This window comes from Streptomyces sp. cg36, from assembly GCF_041080675.1.
In the GTDB taxonomy this organism is placed as follows: Bacteria; Actinomycetota; Actinomycetes; order Streptomycetales; family Streptomycetaceae; genus Streptomyces.
Genome location: NZ_CP163520.1, coordinates 8,012,946 through 8,030,503, shown reverse-complemented (window position 1 = coordinate 8,030,503; position 17,558 = coordinate 8,012,946). Strand labels below are relative to the sequence as shown.

General features: G+C 72.9%; 14 protein-coding genes. 7 read left to right on the top strand and 7 right to left on the bottom strand.

Translation table 11 applies throughout. From position 1 onward, the window contains the following. Positions 1–229 precede the first annotated feature (229 nt). Entirely contained in the window at positions 230–2,038 is a 1,809-nt protein-coding gene (locus tag AB5J87_RS35370) for a glycoside hydrolase family 15 protein (protein WP_369382843.1), read from the top strand. A gap of 137 nt (positions 2,039–2,175) precedes the next feature. Here AB5J87_RS35370 and AB5J87_RS35365 read toward each other — a convergent pair whose 3' ends face one another. Further along, complete coding sequence (locus AB5J87_RS35365; protein ID WP_369382842.1) at positions 2,176–3,666, bottom strand: MmgE/PrpD family protein; 1,491 nt, start codon at positions 3,664–3,666, stop codon at positions 2,176–2,178. 401 nt (positions 3,667–4,067) lie between these two features. Here AB5J87_RS35365 and AB5J87_RS35360 point away from each other — a divergent pair, with 401 nt between their 5' ends. Both AB5J87_RS35360 and AB5J87_RS35355 read left to right on the top strand, forming a co-directional pair. Next, positions 4,068–4,343: a WhiB family transcriptional regulator gene (locus tag AB5J87_RS35360; RefSeq protein WP_369383755.1), complete on the top strand. Its 276-nt coding sequence runs from the start codon at positions 4,068–4,070 to the stop codon at positions 4,341–4,343. 191 nt (positions 4,344–4,534) lie between these two features. Further along, entirely contained in the window at positions 4,535–5,182 is a 648-nt protein-coding gene (locus tag AB5J87_RS35355) for a class F sortase (protein ID WP_369382841.1), read from the top strand. 25 nt (positions 5,183–5,207) lie between these two features. On the opposite strand, the gene AB5J87_RS35350 is transcribed toward AB5J87_RS35355, so the two are convergent. The 4 genes from AB5J87_RS35350 to AB5J87_RS35335 form a co-directional block, all read right to left on the bottom strand. Then, positions 5,208–6,668: an MFS transporter gene (locus AB5J87_RS35350; protein WP_369382840.1), complete on the bottom strand. Its 1,461-nt coding sequence runs from the start codon at positions 6,666–6,668 to the stop codon at positions 5,208–5,210. Between the two features lie 430 nt (positions 6,669–7,098). Next, a complete protein-coding gene (locus AB5J87_RS35345; protein WP_369382839.1) occupies positions 7,099–8,424 on the bottom strand; it encodes a sensor histidine kinase in 1,326 nt (441 codons plus the stop codon). Continuing rightward, the gene (locus AB5J87_RS35340) at positions 8,418–9,743 is read right to left on the bottom strand and encodes an MFS transporter (protein ID WP_369382838.1); all 1,326 of its coding nucleotides are present in this window, start codon (positions 9,741–9,743) and stop codon (positions 8,418–8,420) included. Before AB5J87_RS35340 ends, AB5J87_RS35345 begins: the two co-directional genes overlap by 7 nt. A 227-nt stretch (positions 9,744–9,970) precedes the next feature. Further along, positions 9,971–11,134, bottom strand: coding sequence for a sensor histidine kinase (locus AB5J87_RS35335; protein ID WP_369382837.1), 1,164 nt, complete (start codon positions 11,132–11,134; stop codon positions 9,971–9,973). Between the two features lie 240 nt (positions 11,135–11,374). Here AB5J87_RS35335 and AB5J87_RS35330 point away from each other — a divergent pair, with 240 nt between their 5' ends. The 4 genes from AB5J87_RS35330 to AB5J87_RS35315 all read left to right on the top strand — a co-directional run bounded on the left by AB5J87_RS35330 (position 11,375) and on the right by AB5J87_RS35315 (position 14,441). Then, positions 11,375–12,043, top strand: a complete 669-nt coding sequence (locus tag AB5J87_RS35330; protein ID WP_369382836.1) for a histidine phosphatase family protein — start codon at positions 11,375–11,377, stop codon at positions 12,041–12,043. Between the two features lie 44 nt (positions 12,044–12,087). Then, a complete protein-coding gene (locus AB5J87_RS35325) occupies positions 12,088–12,642 on the top strand; it encodes a universal stress protein (RefSeq protein WP_369382835.1) in 555 nt (184 codons plus the stop codon). A 79-nt stretch (positions 12,643–12,721) separates the two neighbouring features. Next, on the top strand, positions 12,722–13,783 hold the full coding sequence (locus AB5J87_RS35320; protein ID WP_369382834.1) for an alpha/beta hydrolase: 1,062 nt from the start codon (positions 12,722–12,724) through the stop codon (positions 13,781–13,783). 148 nt (positions 13,784–13,931) lie between these two features. Further along, positions 13,932–14,441 carry a universal stress protein gene (locus tag AB5J87_RS35315; RefSeq protein ID WP_369382833.1) on the top strand — a complete coding sequence of 170 codons (510 nt, stop codon included), beginning with the start codon at positions 13,932–13,934 and terminating at the stop codon, positions 14,439–14,441. Here the strand turns inward: AB5J87_RS35315 and AB5J87_RS35310 are convergent. Together AB5J87_RS35310 and AB5J87_RS35305 are read right to left on the bottom strand one after the other, a co-directional pair. Further along, positions 14,381–15,736 (bottom strand): nitrate/sulfonate/bicarbonate ABC transporter ATP-binding protein, encoded by a 1,356-nt coding sequence (locus AB5J87_RS35310; protein WP_369382832.1) that lies wholly within the window; start codon positions 15,734–15,736, stop codon positions 14,381–14,383. The two genes, AB5J87_RS35315 and AB5J87_RS35310, sit on opposite strands and share 61 nt — an antisense overlap. Before the next feature lie 23 nt (positions 15,737–15,759). Next, positions 15,760–17,505: an ABC transporter permease gene (locus tag AB5J87_RS35305; protein ID WP_369382831.1), complete on the bottom strand. Its 1,746-nt coding sequence runs from the start codon at positions 17,503–17,505 to the stop codon at positions 15,760–15,762. Positions 17,506–17,558: the final 53 nt, after the last annotated feature.

Here is a 17,558-nt window from a genome sequence, read left to right as displayed (position 1 = left end):
GCGGAGGAGAAGGACCACGCCCTCACCGTAACCAACCCGTCCTCTGCCGCAACTCGCTCACCAGGGCGGATGCCGAAGCCCGCGTCGGTGGCGGCACGGGGGTTCCTCTTCCACAATGAACGGCACACGGCCATGTTCCGAGAGAGCCCACCGCGCCCGTCCGGCCCGATTCCCCCACCACCACCGGGTCACCCCCTACCGCTCGGAACACACCTCCAAGGATGCGTACATGGCGCCCTCCCCCTTGCGGATCGAGGACTACGCCCTCATCGGCGACCTCCGCACCGCCGCCCTGGTCGGCACCAACGGCTCGATCGCCTGGCTGTGCCTGCCGCGCTTCGACTCCGCTTCGTGCTTCTCGTCCCTGCTCGGCGACGAGGACGACGGCCACTGGCGCATCGCCCCCGTGGCCGCCGGACCCGACGGTGTCTGCACCGGGCGCGGTTACGCCGAGGACAGCCTGGTCCTGCGCACCCGGTGGGACACCCCCACCGGCTCCGTCGAGGTCCTCGATTTCATGCCGCTGTACGGCGAGGCGACCGATGTCGTGCGGATCGTGGAAGGCGTCAGCGGCGAGTTGGAGATGGAGTCCGTCCTGCGTCTGCGCTTCGACTACGGCCGCGTCGTGCCGTGGGTGCGCGCCGTCGAGGACGAACACGTCGCGATCGCCGGCCCCGACTCCATGTGGCTGCGCTCCGAGCCCGCCGCCCCCACCGCACACGACCAGCGCGCCATCCGCTCCTCCTTCCGCGTGTCGGCGGGCGAGCGCGTCAGCTTCGTCTTCACCTGGCACCCCTCCCACCTGCCACGCCCGCCGCAGCCGGATCCCGAACAGGCGCTCACCCGCACGCTGGAGGGCTGGCGCAAATGGGCGGCCCGCTGCCAGTACACCGGCCCGTACCGGGAAGCGGTCGTCCGCTCCCTCATCACCCTCAAGGCCCTCATCTACAAACCCACCGGTGGCATCGTCGCGGCCCCCACCACCTCGCTGCCCGAGGAGATCGGCGGGGTGCGCAACTGGGACTACCGCTACTGCTGGCTGCGCGACGCCACCCTCACCCTCGGCGCCCTGCTCAGGACGGGGTACGTGGACGAGGCGGCACGTTGGCGCGACTGGCTGCTGCGCGCCACCGCGGGCGATCCCGAGGACCTGCAGATCATGTACGGCCTGGCCGGTGAGCGCCGACTGCCCGAGATGGAACTCCCCTGGCTGGACGGGCATTTCGGCTCGCGCCCGGTACGGGTCGGCAACGCAGCGGTCGACCAGTTCCAACTGGACGTGTACGGCGAAGTCCTCAACTCCCTCTATGTGGCGCGCACTTTCGGAATCCCGGCGGAACGCCACGCCTGGGAGCTCCAGCTCAACATGCTGGAGTTCATCGAATCGCACTGGCGCGAGCCCGACGAGGGCATCTGGGAGATCCGCGGCCCGCGCCGCCACTTCGTCCACTCCAAGGTCATGGCCTGGCTGGCCGCCGACCGTGCGGTGCGGACCCTGGAGGCCCACCCCGACCTCGACGGCGACCCCGAGCGCTGGCGAGGCATGCGCGAGCAGGTGCACCAGGACGTGTGCGAACACGGCTACGACCCGGTACGCAACACGTTCACCCAGTCGTACGGCTCCATGGAGCTCGACGCCGCGACCCTGCTGGTCGTCCGCAGCGGATTCCTGCCCGCCGATGATCCCCGGGCCGTGGGGACCGTGGACGCCGTGCGCGCCGCGCTCGCCTCCGACGGGCTCATGCGCCGCTACACCACCGAGGGCGGCAGTGTGGACGGCCTGCCCGGAGGCGAGGGCACGTTCCTGATCTGCTCCTTCTGGCTGGCCGACGCACTGCGCCTGACCGGCCGCCCCGACGAGGCACACGAGCTGTTCGAGCGGCTGCTCGCGCTGCGCAACGACGTCGGCCTCCTCGCCGAGGAGTACGACCCCGTCGCCCGCCGCCAACTGGGCAACTTTCCCCAGGCGTTCAGCCATCTCGGGCTCGTCTCGGTGGCACTGGGCCTGGCCCAGCAGCCCCCCGCACCCGGCAACTGACCTCAGCCCGCCTCGGTGTCCTTCCTGCGCGGCAATCCGCTCGCGAGCACCGCGCAGCAGGGCTGCGCCCGTCCGCCGTCGGGACACGGCTCGGGCGGGCGGCTGTCGCCCTCCGGCCGGTCACGGCCCGGCCCTCTTCACCGATCCCGTACGACGGGCTCCCGGCGGGCCGGCCGCACCGTGCACCGTTGCGCGGGGCCCCCATCCGGAGCGGGTGCGGTTCCGTCCAGGGCCAGCGGCTGGTTGAGCACCCACAGCAGCTCACCCAGGCCGTCCGGGGTGTTCAGGCCGTCGGCCGCCTCGATGGCCGAAGCGGTGGTGTCGTCGCCGAGCACCGGGCGCGCCAGCCTCTCGAACTTCGCCACCACGCGGTCGCGCACCCCGCCACCGCCCTGCGCCGACGCTCCGAGCCCGGCCGCCACACTCCGCACCGAGCCGTCCGCTCCGCACACCCGGACCACGCCCGAGCCCGGGACCAGGTCCCGGCGGGCCCGCACCAGCGTCCTGGAGCACAGCGCGGTCACCTGGGGTCGGCCGTAGCGGGCCGGGGCGAGGGCACCGCGCTCGTACAGGTCGTCGCCGAGCAGCGCCATCGCGACTAGACGGCGGACACTGCACCGCGCCTGCGAGGGGTCGCGCGGTTCGCGCACGTCGCAGAGACCGAGAACCCGCCCCGGCAGTTCGATCTCGATCGCCCGGACCCGGTCCGCCTCCCCGGCAGCCGGGGCCAGCCCCGACGCAGCATCCACCACCGGCGCGATGACCTCGCTCACCGGCAAGGGCCGCATCACCAGGGCGTTCATCTCCCAGCGGCCACCGATGCCCGCCCGTAGGCCGTGCTCCCCTGTGACGACGTCGAGGCCCGTCACGGTCGCGCTCGCCCCGCAGGCGTCGTCCCGCGCGAGCAGAGCCGCCAGCACACCGCCGTAGGCGGCTCGCCCCGCGTCCAGACCCGCGGTTGCGGTGGTCGGGGCCAGGCTCGGGCCTGCTGCCAGAGTGGCGGCGAGTTCCAGCGCCGCAGCGGTACGCCGTCCCGACGCGCCAAGCAGGCGGGAGACCCCGGCGGCGGCCCCCAGAGCCGCCTCCGCGCCGTCGCAGGGCAGGGGCCGCCCCCAGCCTCGCGGCTGCCCGGCCAGCAGGCGTCGTACGCGGCAGGCGGTCTCCACCCCCGCGATGTGCGCGACCAGCACGTCACGCCCGTTCACCGGCCTGCTCTCGGCCACGGCCAGCACCGCGGCCAGCACCGCGGCGCCGGGATGGCAGGGCGCGTACGCCACCGGCCCGGCCGGAACGTCCGAGGGCAGCCACAGGTAGGCGTCGTCGAAACCGTCGGCCTGCGCGGCCACCGCGTTCGCGAAGGCGGCGGCCGGAGCGGGCGCGCCGAGCCCCGTGCCGAAAACGGCCGCGGGTCCTTGGGAATCCGCCGCCATGATGGCCCGCCGGACGCCCCGGGCGCTGCCGGAGGACGCCCCGTGCAGCGTCGCACCCGTCCAGTCGAGCACGTCCAGGCGTGCGTGTGTACGTATTGACGCAGGCAGGTCCGCGTGGTCCAGCCGGGAGACCCACGCGGCCTGGCCGCGCATCGCCGTCTCCAGGGGCCAACTCGCCTTCCCCGTATGCAGGTTCATGTCTTCCACCTCGCGTCCGCGTCGGCGTGCCCACGTGACGGGCACAGGTCTGTCCGGCCGCACGTCCGAGACGTGTGCGCACGGGGGCCGCGTCCGTCCCGTGGCCGTGACAGAACCGTAGGAGACCCGGCGGGCCGGGAGTGTCCCCCGATGAGAGGGGCGGCCGGTGGACGGCCGCGACAACGGCGGCGGCGTCCGGCAGAGGAACACCACTTCCCCTGCCGTCTCCCCCACCGGGATGAACCGTGGCGCCGGGGCACCTGCCTACCGTGTCGGCCTACCGCGCGTCCGCGTCCGCGAGGGCCGAAGGGATACGCGCGGCGCCCGTATCCTCACCGGAACAGGAGACGCCTGTGCATCGCGCGACCACCACCCAACTCGCCCCGGCCGTCCTCCAGTACCTGCGACGCCACCAGCGGCGGACCGGCCCCGCACCCCGCGACCGCGAGGACTGGCGGCACTCGGCGGCCTGCCGGGACATGGCCCCGGAAGTGTTCTTCTCACCCCGCCGCCACGGGCCCAGCCCGGCCGAGGTCGAGCGGGCCAAAGCGATCTGCTTCACCTGCCCCGTCCAGCCCGAGTGCCTGTCCTGGGCCCTGCGGAACAAGGAGACCACCGGAGTGTGGGGCGGGATGAGCGCGACCGAACGGCGTGCCCTGCTGCGCCGCTCCTGCTGAGCGTGCGTCAGCACGGGTGACGGCCGCGTCGCACCCGCCGCCATGGCCGCTGGCGGTCCGCCAACTCCCCCACCGCGTGCGCCAATTGCCGCGTGTTCCCACCCCGGTGGCCGTGGAGCAATGCCCCGGCGACCGGCTGTCCTGCGCGAACGCCGTCCACCACCGCGACCTACGGCAGAGAGGCCCTGACGATGCGTTCCGACCGCAAGACCCCCACTCGACGCACCCCGGGACCGGTGTACGTCGTCATACTCCTCGCCGGTCTCGCGCTGGTGCTCATCGGATTCCTCTGGTTCGGGCCCTCCGACGCCGACACACCGCCCCGGCCCACCGCACCCACCACCACGGCCCCCGTGCACCCGAACCGCTCCGTCGCCCCGCTCGGCCGCTCCGAGCCGGTCCGCGTGGACATCCCCCGCTTCGGCCTTTCGGCACCGGTGGTCCCCCTCGGTCTGGAGGGCGACGGCACGGTGCAGGTGCCTCCGATCGAACGCGACGCCCCCGTCGGCTGGTACCGCGGTTCACCGACGCCGGGGCAGGACGGCGCCTCCGTACTGCTGGGGCACTCCACGGTCGGTGTGTACGGCAAGGGCGCGTTCTTCGACGTGGGGCGGCTGCGGCCCGGCGACCGCGTCGACGTGGCGCGCGCCGACGGCTCCACCGTCCACTTCACCGTGGGCGAGGTGCGTCAGTATCCCAAGTCCCGCTTCCCGGCCGACGAGGTGTACGGCGGGTCGGGCGGGCCGCAGCTGCGGCTGGTCACCTGCGGGGGCACCCGTGGCGCGGACGGATACAGCGACAACATCGTGGCCTACGCCGACATGACCTCCTCCGGCTGACCCCCGCGCCCCGCTCGTCCGGCGGTCACGACTCGGCGTTTTCCAGGGCCGGGGTCCGGCTCAGCCCGGTCACGGCCTCGCGGGCCGTCGAGGTGGCCCAGGCCCCGCTGACGAGCACGCCCAGCAGGCCGACGACAAGACCGCAGCCCACCACGAGCCACCAGATCGGCTGCGCCGCGGCCAGGAAGCCCGCCATCGGCCGCGCCGCGTGACCGGTCGTGCGGTGCAGCCCTTCGGCCAGGACCGAGCCGAACACCGCGACACCCAGCGCCACACCGATGCGGCAACTCGACATCGTGATGGCGGAGGCGGTGCCCGCCTGCTCCCTCGGCATGCCCGCCACCGCCAGCGCCGTAGCGGGCACGTCGACCAGACCGATCGAGGCACCGAACAGCGCGTACGCCACGCACAGCGCCACCCCCGACGACTCGGCGTGGCAGACAGCGAGCAGCAGACCGCTCAGAGCCATCGCGGCGCCGGACAGGACCACGGGGACCCGCGGCCCGGACCGGCCCGCGAGCCGGCCCGCCAGCGGCGCGCACACCACCGTCATCGCCGCCATCGGCAGCATCCACAGCCCCGCCGCCAGGGCGCTCATGCCCCGCACGTCCTGCAAGTAGAGCGTGTTCACGAACAGGAATCCGCCGAGCGCGGCGAACGACGCCAGCGAGACCACCACGGATCCGCTGAACGGGACGCTGCGGAAGAACCGCGTCTCCACCAGCGGCTCGTCCCTGCGGCGCTCCCATACGACGAGCGCGGCCAGCGCCGCGACGGCGACCGCGAGACAGCCCACGATCAGGCCCGAGGTCCAGCCGTTGCGCGGGGCCTCGATGACCCCGTAGCTCACACTGCCCAGCAGGACGATGACCAGCAGCTGTGCCACCGGGTCGGCGCGCCGGGCCCGCGCCGCGCGCGACTCGGCGACGAAACGGTGGGAGAGCACCACGGCCAGCGCCGCGACCGGCACGTTGATCCAGAAGATCGAACGCCACCCCGCACTGGCCACCAGTGCGCCGCCGATGATCGGACCGAGGGCGAGGCCGGTGCCGAACGCGGCGCTCCAGATACCGATCGCCCGGCTGCGCACGGCCTGGTCCGGGAAGGCATGGGTGATCAGGGAGAGGGAGGCGGGGGCGATCATCACTCCGCCTAGCGCCTGGATCACCCGGAACCCCACCAGGCACTCCAGGCTCGACGCCAGCGCGCACAGCGTGGATCCGACGGCGAACAGGGCAGCACCGGCCATGAAGACCCGGCGCCGACCGACGCGGTCCCCGGTCGACCCGGTGAGCAGGATCAACGCGGCCACCACGAGGTTGTAGGCGTCGACCACCCACTGCATGCCGGAGACGGAGGTGTGCAACTGCCTCTGCATGGCGGGCAGTGCGACGTTGAGCGCCGTGCTGTCGAGGCCGACCATGAGCACCGCCAGGCAGCACACCAGGACCAGCAGACGCGCACGCGCCGAGCCGAGGCCCGTCATCACCGCACCCGCGCATGGGTGTTGGCGGGCGTGGGGCGGCGGGCAGGTGTGATCTCGGGGATCCTCATGGGTTGCGCTCACTTTCACTGTCCGCGCGCGGCGGGGCCGGCGCACGGGCGGATCTGTTCACCCGCACACCGGACAGGGGGGCGGGGCGCGGCCGTACAGGCCGATGCGACGGCATCGGCCTGTACGGCCGCCACGGTGCGGGCTGCGGCCCGACGCGGGGGGTTTACCCGGCCCGCCGCCAGAGCGCCGTGCCCCTGGCACCGCTGTCGACTCTAGGCAGCGCGGCAGCGCCGCCGGATCCCACGAGTGGGGGGCCCGGCAGGGGACGCACCCGGCGCCGATCGGCTTCTTCGCCCGTGGACGGCGTCACCCCGCCGCGAGCGCACGTCCGAGCCCCGCTCACCCCGCCCGGGCTCCCGGCTCACCGCGCTGCCGCCGCCGTGGCCCCCGGTGCCCGGGGCCGCAACCGCACGCCTTCGCTCGGCAACCGGATCTCGACGCGGGTGCCGCACCCCGGAGTGCTCTCGACCCGGAAGGTGCCGCCCGCGCTCTCGATGCGCACCCGGTGGCTGGCCAGCCCGATGTGCCCCTCGGCGATGCGGGCCGTCAGCAGTGCCGGGGCGAAGCCGACGCCGTCGTCCACCACGCACGCTACCGTGTGCCGGTCCTCGCCGCGCAGCTCGATGCGTACCCGGGTCGCCTCCGCGTGGCGTACGACGTTGGCCAGTGCCTCGCGCACCGCCGCGTAGATCAACGGCTCTCCCGGCACGTGTCCGCGCGGTTGCATCGCGTACCGCACGTCGAGGCCGCCGCGCTGTGCGGCGCGCCCGCCCGCCTGGCGCAGGGCCTCGGCGAGTCCGACCGCGGCGAGCACCTGCGGATGCAGGTCCAGGACGGTCTCCCGCAGCTCCGCCACGGTCTGGCGCACGCAGGCCGTGGCCCGTTCCAGCGCCGGGGAGGTGCCTTCCTCGGCGACCTCCTCCAGATCCTGGCAGGCCGCGAGGAGGCTCTGCACGGCACCGTCGTGCAACTGGTCGGCCAGTTCGGCCCGTTCGCGCTCCTCCGCCGCGAGCGCGTCCTCCAGCAGGGTCTGGCTCGCGCTCAGCAGCTGCGCCACCCGCCGCGAGCGCCTGCTCAGCAGCACACAGAGCGTGGTGGCGACCCCGCTGAGCCACATCAGGTAGACCCCTTGGATCAGCAGGTCCATGCCGAGGTCGGGGGAGCGCCGCGGCGGCGACAGGTTCACCAGGGCCAGCACCGCGTACACCCCGATGCACAGCATCCCCACCACCACCGAGACGCGCGGCAGTTGCCACAGCACCGTGGTCAGGGGGACCAGGAAGTACACGAAGCACACGGGCGAGTAGGGCCCGCCGCTCAGCTCAGCCAGCAGCGCCAGCACCGCCAGGTCGGTCAGCAGGACCGCCACCGCCTGGTTCAGCCGCGTGGCGGCACGCCACCGCAGGTGCCACGCCTGCAGCACGCTCCACACGGCGAACGCGGCCAGCAGCACCCAGTACGCGCCGCGTGCCCCGCTGTCGATGACGGTCAGCCCCGTCAGGACGAGGGGCGCCAGGAGCGCCAAGCGCATCCCGGCCGCACACCGCTCCAGCTGCGGGTCCGCCTGGTCCGCGCGGCACATCCAGTCACCGCCGCACCGGGACCAGCCGCCCAACGCCCGCCGGGCGCCCGGCTCCTGTCCGCCGTCGCCGCCCGTGCGCCCGTGCGGCGAGCCCGCTCTCAGCATGGTCTCGCCTCCGCCCGCACCGGGCCCGTCGCCGCGCGGGCCTCCACGACGCCCCTCTCCCCCGCCTCCTCGGGCAGGGCCCAGGTTCCGCAGCCCGCGGGCTCGTCTCCCGTCGGGTTCACGTCCGCCGGGGCCGGTACCGCCCGGCGCCCGCTCAGCCGCCGCATCCCCACGACGGCGAGGACGGCCGTGGCAACCGCACAGGCGACGGGAACCCACAGGGCCCGCTGCGGGCCCAGCCAGTCCGTCGCGACACCTCCCAGCAGCGAACCCACCGCCAGCCCGAAGGTGATGCCGGACAGCAGCCAGGTGAGCCCCTCGTTGAGCTGCTTCCTGTCCACCAGGCGTTCGATCAGGCCGTACGCGGTGATCAGGCTCGGCGAGATGAACAGCCCGCACACCAGCAGCGTGAGGGTCAGTTCCGTCATGCCGCCGACGAACGGCAGCGGAACCAGTGAGGCCGCCAGGGCCAGCAGGCACACCGCGAGCCGCACCGGAGGCGAGGAGCGGAGCTTGCGGGCGCCCACGATCAGTCCGGACACTCCGCTGGTGACACCGAAGGCGGCCAGCGCGAAGGCGGCCTGGCCCCGGTGCCCGTGCGAGGCGGCGAAGGCCACGGTGATGACCTCGACCGTGCTGAAGATCGCGCCGAACGCGCAGAACACCAGGACCAGCGCGCGCACCCCGGCATCGCGCAGCACGGTCGGCCGACGCGCGTGCGCGGAAGAGGCGGGCGGCTCGGTGCGGCGCTGGGCGGTGAGCGCGAGGGTGCCCACGAGGCCGATGCCGATCGCCGCCAGTACCCCGGCCTCCGGGAACCAGGCCGTCGAGAGCGTGACCGCGAGGATGGGACCGGTCACGAACGAGATCTCGTCGGCGACCGACTCCGCCGCGTACGCGGTGTGCAGCGGCGGGGTGTCGCCGAACAGGTGCGCCCAGCGCGCCCGGGCCAGCCCGCCGATGTTCGGCATCGTCCCGGCGGCGAGCGCGCACGGGAACAGCGTCCACACCGGCGCGCCCCAGTAGCTGCACCCGACGAGCACGCCGAGCGCGAGGAAGGCGAAGGCCAGTGCGGCCCGCGCCGCGCGCCGCTGTCCGTACCGGTCGACCCCGCGCGCCACCAGTGGCCCCAGGGTCGCGACCGCCAGGGAGTAGGTCGCGCAGACCGCCCCGGCCAGCGCGTAGTTGCCCGTGCGCAGCGAGATCATCGTGATGATCCCCAGACACACCATGGCCCGCGGAAGACGGGCCACCACACCCGCGGACAGCAGGGGGCGTGCCCCTGGCACGGAGAACAGGTCACGGTACGAGCGCAGCATGAAGTCCCCTCCAGGACGGCGGCAGGCGAAAGCGCGACGGGGCCCGCACAGGGGCCGGGTACGCGAAGGCGGAAGGCCGCGAGGCGGCGGATGAGGCGGCCGGGGTGGTCAGGCACCGCGACCGCGCAGTTCACGATGGCACGCCCGGCAGCCCCGGCGCCGGGTCCGACCGGGGGCTTGGCCTGGTGAGCGCGGCTCCGCCGATCGGCCCGCCCAGGCGGTTCCCCTCAGACCTTCGCGGCGGGCGTCCGCACCGGCAGGCGGACCTCCACGTCGGTGGGGCCACCGGGCGCGCTGTCCACCGTGAACCGCCCGCCCGCGCTCTCCACCCGTACGTAGTGGCTGGCCAGCCCGATGTGGCCGGCCCGCAACCGCTCCTGGATGACGCTGCGGTCAAACCCCTTGCCGTCGTCCCGCACGGCCAGCACCACGTCGTCGCCGTCCCGCCGCAGGCTCACCCACACGTTCTTCGCCCCGGCATGCTTGACGACGTTGTTGAGCAGTTCGCGGGCCGCCGAGAACAGCAGCGACTCGAACGGCCCCCGCTCCGCCAGGCGCAGGTCGTAGTGGACCGTGAACCCCCCGCGCCGTGCCAGTCGGCCGCCGATGGACTCCAGCGCGGGTGCGATCCCGGCCGCGGCAAGGACCTGCGGATGCAGGACGTAGATGACGTCCCGGATCTCCTTGACCGATCCGCGCACTTCGTGCGACGCCCGCTCCAACGCTTCCGACGGCGCCGCGTCCGCGGCCTCCTCCAAGTCGTGCAGCGCGGCCAGCAGGTTCTGCACCGCGCTGTCGTGCAGCGCGTCGGCGAGCTGGGCCCGCTCGCGTTCCTCCGCGTCCAGGGCGTTGCGCAGCAGCGACTCCCGGTTGTCCAGGAGCTCCGCGAGCTGGTTGCTGCGCCGTCGCAGCAACACCGCCACCAGCACGCACACCCCGACGTCCCACAGCAGGTACACCAGGTCCACCGCGATCGGCAGCCCGTCGGCGTCGTGGTGCGTCAGCAGGTGCGGCAGCGTCATCACCAGGTATCCGCCCATACAGGCGGCACTCAGCCAGGCGGTGAGCCGGGGCCGCTGCCACATGGTGCTGGCCATCGGCAGTACGTAGTACGCGTAGCGTACGAAGGAGTGCGGCCCCCCGGACAGGGCGCCCATCGCGGTGATGGCCAGCACGTCCACCGTGGCCGCCAGGACCGCTCCGCCGGGTCCGGCCGACGGCTGCCGGTGCACCTGCACCAGGCGCGCCACCGACCACACCGCGTACAGGCCGAACACGGTGAAGAAACCGCCCGCGTTCAGATACCGCTCGGCCGCCAGCGCGGCGAGCAGCACGGGCACGAGGGCGGGCAGCCGCAGCCAGGCGACGTAGCGGCTCGTCAGCTCCGTCATGGACGCCAGCTGCTCTTCACGCCACCGAGTCGTCATCGCACACCGCCCGGACACGTCCGCCGTCCACAGCCGGGCGGCGGATATCTGCCTCCCCCGCCCGCTCGACCGTATGACGGATCCAACGCCCCCGCATCCCTCCGTAGCGTCAAGTGCAGGCGCTTCGCGGTCGTCACCGGCCAATAGCGGACCCGCCGTATCCGAGCACCGCACGCTTTCGCACCCACGAGAAAGGCGCCCCCCATGGGTGAGCTGTTCCTCATTCGCCACGGTGAGACCGAATGGAGCCGCCAGGGCAAGCACACCGGCCGCACCGACCTGCCGCTGACCCGCCTCGGTGAAGCACAGGCCCAGGCGCTCCAGGTCCCGCTCACCCGCTGTCATCTGGCACTGGCCCTGGTCAGTCCTCTCCAGCGCGCCCAGCGCACGGCGCAGCTCGCCGGAATCAGCGCCTGCACCACGGAACCGGAGCTGCGCGAGTGGGACTACGGCGGCTGCGAGGGACTCACCACCCCGGAGATCCGCACCCGCCAGCCCGGCTGGAGCCTGTGGCACGACGGGCCGGTCCCCGGCGGCCCCGGTCACCTCGGCGAAACCCTTGTGGAGCTGGCCGAGCGCTGCGAGCGGGTGCTCCGGCGCGTCACCCCACTGCTGCGTGACACCCGGCGCCACCAGGACGTCGCCCTCGTCGCCCACGGACATGTCCTGCGGGTGCTCGCCGCCCGTTATCTGGGCCTGCCGCCCGAGAACGCCGCCATGTTCACGCTGGGCCCGGCCTCCGTGAGCCGGCTGGGCACCGAGCACGGCGATCCCGCCGTCCTCTCCTGGAACGTCCCCGCGCCCTTCACCCAGGCATCCTCCCCCTCCCCCGCCCTCGCCTCCCCCACGCACCGGGGCCGCGACACGGCATGAGGCCCGTGGACCACCCCAGCACGGGCTCAGAGAGCAGGCACGCCATGAACGCGCACGTCAAACGCGTCGTCGTCGGAGTCAACGGCAGCGCCACCAGCCTGGCCGTCCTGCGCCGCGCCTACACCGAGGCATGCCGCCGCGAGGCCGAGCTGCGGATCGTGGTGGCCTACCGCCTCACCCCGGCCGTAGTCACCGAATACGGGTACCCGGGCGCGGCGGTCGCCACCTGCTGGGAGCGGGAGGCCGCCCTCGACACCCTGCGCAGCACCTGTCTGCGGGCTCTGGGGGCACTCCCCGAAGACCTGCTCATCACTGGCGTGACCGAGCCCGGCCGCCACTGGCGGGTCCTGGCCAGACAGGCGTGGCACGAGGACGACCTCCTGGTCGTCGGCCCCGGCCCCACCGGTCTGCGCCGCCTGTGGCACCGCTCGGTGGCCGCACAGTGCGCGCGGCACGCCCGCTGCCAGGTCCTGGTGGTCGCCCGCCCCGCGCTGATGCGCGAATACCGCCGGGGCCTGCGCCGATGGAGCGGCTGGGCACGGCGCCGGGCCGACCCGACCGCGCAGACCGCGGGGCTGCACGACCTGGACGCGGCATGAACCGTCGGGGTCACCCGTCCGGGCGCGCACCGGCGCACGTCCATGAATGAAACCCTGCGATCGCGAACATACATGGACAATGCGCCTGACCAGCACGGCCTTCTTCGTCACCCTCATCGTCGTCTGCCTCCTGGTCATGGCCGCCACCCTCCTGGTGTGGCAGCGCATTCCCGGCCCGGGCTGGGTCCGCTGGCCCGCCCGGACCGCCCTGCTCGTGCTGTGCCAGCTCACCGCCATCGCCGCGACCGCGACCTGGATCAACTCCAGCTTCGGCCTGTACGCGTCCTGGAACGACCTGCTGGGCCGGGACACGCTCACCGAGAACCCCGCCATGGCCGGAGTTCCCCCGCGCATGGCCAAGTTCTCGCGCGGCACCAGCGGCACGCTGACCACCCAGTTCCGTGGCCCGGCCTCGAAGCTGTCCGGCCAGGTCATCGTGTGGGCGCCACCCGGCCACCACGTCAACAGCCGCACCGACACGCCCCTGCCCGTCGTCCTGCTGCTGCACGGAGTTCCGGGCGGTCCGCAGTCCTGGCTGGAGAACGGGCACATGCCCGCGGCCTTCGAGCGGCTCGTCGAGGACGGTGCCACCCACCCCTTCCTGCTGGTCATGCCCGTCGTGGACCCGGGCGGCGTCGACACGGACTGCTCGGACACCCCCCGGCGCAAGGTCGCCACCTGGCTCGCGAAGGACGTCCCCGACCTGGTGCGCCAGCACTTCCGCACCCTGTCAGGCCCCAAGGCGTGGGGCGTCATGGGGTACTCCACCGGCGGCTACTGCGCGGCCAAACTGCCCCTGCAGTTCCCCTCCGTCTTCGGCGCCGGAGCGGCCCTGGACCCCGATCCGCTGGCGGGCGAGGCCGGCGTCCTGCCCGACCCCGCGCTACGGGCGCGCAACGCCCCCACCACGCTGGTGCGCGGCTCCCGCGCCAACGTGGCGCTCTTCCTGGCGACTTCGCGCCAGGACCGGGAGAGCCCGCCCGCCCAGATCGAGGCGTTCGTCCAGGCGGCCAAGGGCTCTTCCGTACGGGTCAGCACCCTCATCCGGCCCACCGGCGGCCACAACTACGGCACTTGGACCGGGATGTACCCGGACGCCTTCGCCTTCCTCAGCTCCGAACTCACCGCACCCGCCGGGTGAGCGAGCGGCGCACGCGGCCCAGTGGTGGACATGTCCGCCCCCACCGTCTCCCCCCTTCGTGGGACACCCCGGCCACGGCTCCCTCCCTACCGTGGGAAAGGGGCCCTCACCGGCCCCTCCCTTTTCCCCCGGCACAAGGAGACGAGCCATGCCCGTACGCACGGACCGAGTCGTCGTCGGCGTCGACGCGCTGCTCAGCCAGCGCGCCGCCCTGCGCTGGGCGGCCAAGGAAGCCCTCCACCGCCACGCCGTCCTCTGCCCGGTCCTCGCCTGGTCCCCGCCCTACGGCGAAACCCTCTCCGCGCTGTTCCCCGGCCCCGAGGCCGCCGACACGCGGTGCGGCGAGGCCGCCCGCAAGCAGCTCACCGCTCTGTGCCGGGCGGCGCTGCCGCGCCAGGCCGACCGGCTGGACATCGAGGCGGTCGTGGCCCGCGCCGACGCGGGCCGGGCGCTGATCGCCTGCGCCACCCACCCCACCGACCTGCTCGTCATCAGCGCCGACGGCGACCACTCGCTCCGCCACGACCGCACCCGGCGCTACTGCCGCAGGCACGCGCCGTGCCCGGTCGTCGTGGTCGGCGACAGCGGCCCTTGCGGTCAGGTGCTGGAGCGCTGGACCCCCTCGTCGAGCCGGTACTCGCGCGGCTCCGCGTCATAGCCGTACAGCTCGGCGTACCGCCCCCAGTCGGTCGCCCGCTCCAGCTGCTGGTTCACCTGCTCGCTGGTGAAGTGGTGGGCGAGCAGGTCGCGGAAGAACCCGTCCCCCATGGTGCCGCTGCGGCTCTGCCGCACCCCCGTCGCGATCAGCTTCACCAGCGGCGCCTCCAGCGCCGCGTCCGCGAAGATCTGCTTCGAGCGCTGTACGTCGGCCCGCGCGAACGCGGTACCGAGCTCGGTCAGCACCAGGTCGTCGTCGCTGACCGTCGCGAAGCCCAGCAGCTCCAACGCGTCGACCTGCGGCAGTGCGTCATCGACCTCCAGGCCCAGGTCGTCGGCGAGATCCGCCAGATCGCAGCGGCCTCCCCGGTGCGCGACGATCTCCGCCAGACCCGACAGGCCGTCCACGCTCGCCGTCGGCAGCGGGGAGTTGGCGACCGTGCGCCGCTCGATCTCCTCCGCCCCGGCACGGCCCGGCAGACGGGACTCCTTCGCCCGCCCGGTCATGGTGCGGTACACCCGGTCGATGAGGTCCTCGAACTCCGCCGAGGCCCGGTCCCGCGGCCGGGCGAGATCCACCTCGAACGTCTCGCGGATGGTGCCGTAGGGCCGCGCGCCGAGCACGACGATGCGGTCCGCCATCATGACCGCCTCCTCGATGTTGTGCGTGACCAGCACGATCGCCCGGGTGGGGAAGCGACCCGACTCCCACAGCTCCATCAGCTCGCCGCGCAGGTTCTCCGCCGTCAGCACGTCCAGCGCCGAGAACGGCTCGTCCATCATGAGCACATCGGGCTCCACCACCAGGGCCCGCGCGAACCCGACGCGCTGGCGCATCCCGCCGGAGAGCTCCTTGGGGTAGGCGGACTCGAAGCCGTCCAGACCGATCAGATCGATGGCGTCCAGGGTCGCGCGCGCCCGCTCCCGCGGGGGTACCTGCCGTGCCTCCAGGCCGAGTTCGACGTTCTGCTGCACCGTCAGCCAGGGCAGCAGCGCGAACGTCTGGAACACCATCGCGGTGCCCGGGTTGGCCCCCGCCAGCGGGGTGCCCCGGAAGGACACCGTGCCCTGGCTCGGCGCCACCAGCCCCGCAAGACAGCGCAGCAGCGTCGACTTGCCCGAGCCCGACTTGCCGAGCAGGGCCACGATCTCGCCCGCCCGCACCGTCAGGTCGATGCCGCGCAGCACCGGCAGCTCACCGTCGGCGCCCGCATAGGTCTTGGTCAGATCAACGGTCTCCAGCAGGACCTCCCCGTTCACCGGGCGGTCCGTGGCGGGCGACATCGAGCGGCGCATACCGTCTCCAGAAGAGGTGGGGGTCACAGGCCGTACCTCGATTCCGCGAGGCGGTACAGCCGGCGCCAGAACAGCCGGTTGAGGGCGACGACGTACAGGCTCATCACCGCGACACCGGCGAGGAGCTCGGGGAAGTCGCCGTCGCTGGTGGCCTGGGCGATGTAGGCGCCGAGGCCGGTGGCGGTCAGGGTGGTCCCGTGGAAGGAGACCACCTCCGAGACGATCGACGCGTTCCAGGCGCCGCCGGTCGCGGTGATCGCGCCGGTGACGTACGCCGGGAAGACACCGGGCAGGATCAGGCGCTTCCAGCGCAGCCACCCCCGGATGCCCAGGTCGTCCATGGCTTCGCGCAGATCGCTGGGGATCGCCATGGCTCCGGCGATCGTGTTGAAGAGGATGTACCACTGGGCGCCCAGCGCCATCAGCAGTACACAGCCGATGTTGATCGCCAATCCGGTCCGCAGGAAGAACCACATGGCCAGCGGGAAGAGGAAGTTGGCCGGAAAGCTGGCGAGCACCTGCACGACGGGCTGGGCGACGCGGGTGAGCCTGGGCGAGAAGCCGATCCACACCCCGATCGGCACCCACACCACAGTGGCCGCCGCGACCAGCACGACCACCCGCAACAGGGTGACCAGCCCCAGCCACAGCGGCTCGCCGAAGACGGCGAAGCCCGTGGTGCGCTGGAAGTAACGCACCAGGTCGGCCAGCCCCCAGCCGATCAGCGCCACCGCGACGAGCGTGAAGACCACGTCACCGGTGCGCCGGCGCACCGGGTCGAGGTGCAGCGGCCGGTCGTCCCGGCCGAACACCTGGCCCGCGGAGTTCAGGGCCCGCCCGACCGGGTGCCACACCCGCCCCAGCCAGCCGGGCCAGCGCGAGCGGCGCAACAGGTCGAGCACCGTGCTGCGCTGGAGCTCGCTCGCCTCCGACTGCTCGACCTTGAACTTCTCCACCCACGCGGTCAGCGGTCGCCAGAACAGGAAGTTGACGCCGATCACCATGATGGCCATGGTCAGGATGGCCCAGCCCATCTTGCCCAGGTCGCCCTGGTCGATGGCCGTGCCCGCGTAACTGCCGACGCCGGGCAGCGCGTACTTGTCGTTGCCGATGCTGATGGCCTCCGAGGCGACCAGGAAGAACCAACCGCCCGCGAAGCTCATCATCCCGTTCCAGACGAGGTCGATCATCCCGGCGGGGACCTCGATCCGCCAGAACCGCATCCACCGCGACAGCCGGAAGGACCGCGAGAGCTCGTCGAACTCCCGTGGCAGGGAGACCAGCGACTGGTAGAAGCCGAACGTCATGTTCCACGCCTGCGACGTGAAGATCGCGAAGATCGAGGCGCACTCCAGCCCCATCAACGACCCCGGGAACAGGGCGATGAACCCCGTCACCGCCACCGTCAGGAACCCGAGCACCGGCACCGACTGCAGGATGTCCAGAGCGGGGATCAGGATGCGCTCCAGTCGACGGCTCTTGGCCGCCGCGTACGCGTACACCAGCGTGAACAGGATCGACGCGGCCAGCGCCACGAACATCCGCAGCAGACTGCGGGCCGCGTAATAGGGCAGCTGGGACGGGGAGGTGTCCACGTGCAGGACGTCGGCCGGGTCGAAGGAGACCGTCGTCCCCTTGCCGACCCGGAGGATCAAGTAGCCGATCAGCAGTACGGCCAGGGCCACCGCGGCATCGATCCACAGGGAGCCACCGAAGAAGCTCCGGTTCTCCGACCGCGCGGAAGGCGGGCGCCTCGTCGACAGAGCCATCGGCCCCCCTAACGGAGCAGGTGCGCCGAGGGCGCGCGCAAGGTCGACTCCAC

What these genes read in the sequence shown, in the direction of transcription:
- AB5J87_RS35370 (WP_369382843.1), top strand. Translation starts at nt 230, where the DNA reads ATGGCGCCCTCCCCCTTGCGGATCGAGGACTACGCCCTCATCGGCGAC.
- AB5J87_RS35365 (WP_369382842.1), bottom strand. Translation starts at nt 3,666, where the DNA reads ATGAACCTGCATACGGGGAAGGCGAGTTGGCCCCTGGAGACGGCGATG.
- AB5J87_RS35355 (WP_369382841.1), top strand. Translation starts at nt 4,535, where the DNA reads ATGCGTTCCGACCGCAAGACCCCCACTCGACGCACCCCGGGACCGGTG.
- AB5J87_RS35350 (WP_369382840.1), bottom strand. Translation starts at nt 6,668, where the DNA reads ATGACGGGCCTCGGCTCGGCGCGTGCGCGTCTGCTGGTCCTGGTGTGC.
- AB5J87_RS35345 (WP_369382839.1), bottom strand. Translation starts at nt 8,424, where the DNA reads ATGCTGAGAGCGGGCTCGCCGCACGGGCGCACGGGCGGCGACGGCGGA.
- AB5J87_RS35340 (WP_369382838.1), bottom strand. Translation starts at nt 9,743, where the DNA reads ATGCTGCGCTCGTACCGTGACCTGTTCTCCGTGCCAGGGGCACGCCCC.
- AB5J87_RS35335 (WP_369382837.1), bottom strand. Translation starts at nt 11,134, where the DNA reads ATGACGGAGCTGACGAGCCGCTACGTCGCCTGGCTGCGGCTGCCCGCC.
- AB5J87_RS35330 (WP_369382836.1), top strand. Translation starts at nt 11,375, where the DNA reads ATGGGTGAGCTGTTCCTCATTCGCCACGGTGAGACCGAATGGAGCCGC.
- AB5J87_RS35325 (WP_369382835.1), top strand. Translation starts at nt 12,088, where the DNA reads ATGAACGCGCACGTCAAACGCGTCGTCGTCGGAGTCAACGGCAGCGCC.
- AB5J87_RS35320 (WP_369382834.1), top strand. Translation starts at nt 12,722, where the DNA reads ATGCGCCTGACCAGCACGGCCTTCTTCGTCACCCTCATCGTCGTCTGC.
- AB5J87_RS35315 (WP_369382833.1), top strand. Translation starts at nt 13,932, where the DNA reads ATGCCCGTACGCACGGACCGAGTCGTCGTCGGCGTCGACGCGCTGCTC.
- AB5J87_RS35310 (WP_369382832.1), bottom strand. Translation starts at nt 15,736, where the DNA reads ATGCGCCGCTCGATGTCGCCCGCCACGGACCGCCCGGTGAACGGGGAG.
- AB5J87_RS35305 (WP_369382831.1), bottom strand. Translation starts at nt 17,505, where the DNA reads ATGGCTCTGTCGACGAGGCGCCCGCCTTCCGCGCGGTCGGAGAACCGG.